The organism is Fructilactobacillus florum 8D, assembly GCF_000512295.1.
In the GTDB taxonomy this organism is placed as follows: domain Bacteria; phylum Bacillota; class Bacilli; order Lactobacillales; family Lactobacillaceae; genus Fructilactobacillus; species Fructilactobacillus florum.
Genome location: NZ_ALXG01000012.1, coordinates 1 through 2,348, shown reverse-complemented (window position 1 = coordinate 2,348; position 2,348 = coordinate 1). Strand labels below are relative to the sequence as shown.

At 27.0% G+C, this 2,348-nt stretch carries 2 protein-coding genes and 1 pseudogene; all 3 read right to left on the bottom strand.

Features of this window, described 5'->3' with window-relative positions:
- Positions 1–40: 40 nt before the first annotated feature.
- Positions 41–332 (bottom strand): annotated as a pseudogene (locus B808_RS06725) (tyrosine-type recombinase/integrase); the annotation flags it as partial.
- Positions 333–739: 407 nt separating this feature from the next.
- Positions 740–1,420 carry an Abi-alpha family protein gene (locus B808_RS01130; protein ID WP_035421435.1) on the bottom strand — a complete coding sequence of 227 codons (681 nt, stop codon included), beginning with the start codon at positions 1,418–1,420 and terminating at the stop codon, positions 740–742.
- Between the two features lie 207 nt (positions 1,421–1,627).
- Complete coding sequence (locus B808_RS01125) at positions 1,628–1,954, bottom strand: hypothetical protein (RefSeq protein ID WP_035421433.1); 327 nt, start codon at positions 1,952–1,954, stop codon at positions 1,628–1,630.
- Positions 1,955–2,348: the final 394 nt, after the last annotated feature.

Below are 2,348 nucleotides of genomic sequence, written 5' to 3'. Positions count from 1 at the left end.
AATTAAATGTGTACGAATTGTGTACGCAAATAAAAAGGCACTAATTAATTTTAGTGTCTTTTTCTGTGCTTGAATTTAATTTATCTAAAACACTCTTAATCTGATTATTAGAACGATTTTTATACTCATCAGTCAAATATGAATAAACGTTTGTTGTGGTAGAAACTTTCGAATGACCAAGACGCTTGCTAATTATATATATCAATATCATTTGACAGTAAATAAGTAACATGTGTATGTCTAAGCGAGTGAAAGTGAAACCGTCATTTATTTATACCCAACTCTTTTAGTGAGTTCCTAAGAACCTTGTTTACAGCTCCAGAAGTCGGTAATGTTTTAAACTAATTCAAAAAATATTTTATGGTATCCGTTGGATTTTAATTCACTAATAATATTTAAAATATCTTGATTGACACGAATAGTTCGTTTTGATGATTCAGTTTTAGGCTCCTGATATTTACTATACTTTTTGATAATGTCTGCCATGCTAATTACAATAGTTGTTAATAGGTTAATTACTATTTTTCCAGTTAAAATTAATTCAGAATTTATGACTAAATTTATATCAGAAACAGAAAACAGTTTTGATAAAAAGTATAACTTAAAAAATCAGTAAGAAACAACTTCCATAAATGATATGCCCAAAGCGGTTAAGGAAATTACTCCATATTTAATTTCTAAATTATTTTTTTTGTATTTTTTAAGAGTCTCTGTCTCCTTTAATTGATTAGACAAATCTTCATATGCATTGCCCCCAACTTGGATGTTTTATTTGTCTATCATAAAGTATTTCAACAATTCCAAGGGACTCTAATATTTTCAAATGTTCTGAAATTTCTAAACGTTTTTTCAACTTGAAAAATACTTTTCCATCTTTTTCTGCTTTATTAAAAATTCCTGTATCACCAAAAGTTACTTGTTTATAAGCCGGATTAAACTGATTTTTAATATCAGATGGTTCTTTAAGCGCGTTTGCTTTTATTATTGGCAAAGAACCTGCGCCTATTTTTACCATTCCATTCAAAAAAATTACGGATTCTGGAGAAAGATTACTAATTATTGTTGCAAAATAATTAGTAATCTTTCTGTTTTTTCTATTGTCTAAAGAATTAACAATAATATTTTTATATAATTCTCGCAATTCAGCATTAGAAATTGAATATTTAGATTTTTCAATTATATTTAAAATTTGTTCAATCTTTGAATCATCTAAATTATTTTCAGGTATTTTATGTGCATTTTCAGCAACACCATTAGCCAAATCATCTAATTCAGATTTTTTGATAATATTATATTTGATTAATCTGCTAAAAGTAAAATTGAAGATGGCACCGACCGCTTGCCCAACTGCTTCACAAGAAGGACCAAATAGTTTATTTATTGAATCTGTTGGTAATATATTATTATTATTATTATTCATTAAACTCCCTCTTATTTAATTTTTTAATTTAAATACTGTGTAGTTTCCAAATGGAATTGATTTAAGGTCATTTTTATTAATATATTTAAATTGTCTAGGACTTGTTTTCTTAAATCAAAATTAGCAACATGTAACATGCACGAATTTCCGTATTGATCAAATAATTCAATTTCATAAGAAATAGATATATTAGAAAAATTATTGTAATTAAATTTTTATAGACTTTGTAGAATCTTGGAAATCTAATATCAGATTAGTTGGATCATCATTGCTTGAAATATTAGCAATCAAGTTACCATCAGTAGCTTTTGTTCTTCCAGAAAATTTCCAACCATCTTTTGAACATGTAATATTAGTTACTTTTACAGAGTAACCAATGTCTTTTTTTCGATTAGATTTTTTAGGACTAGCTAGAAACATTACAATTAAAAATAAAATTATAACAATCGTATATATTAATATTATATGATAGAATTTTCCATATTCGTTTTTGGGGGGGAGTTTAAATGTTGCATAGCCATTGCTGTCGTTCACAGCATGCTATTTCACAAACGATGAGTACTTCTATCATGGCTGATGAATCATACGAAATTACATTTTTGGACTTTTTATTACCATACCATAAATAATCTGTAGATATCCCTAGTATTTAGAAACTTTCGACAAGCTTCTAAATACTAGGAGTTTTTCTATTCCATGATTAAATGTTATTTATGCCAATTTCTGCTTTTTAGGCAAAGGTTTGTAAATTTTATATGCATTGAGAATTAGCTGTTTGCTTTATTCGGTCAACGATCTTCATTAAATTCATCCCACTCATTTTAAATTAATTACTATAAACGGTTGATAATTAATCAGTAAATCACAAGAGAAGAATCTAAATTGGTATAATAAATAACTCAAAAGCAGGTTCATAAATTAACTCGCC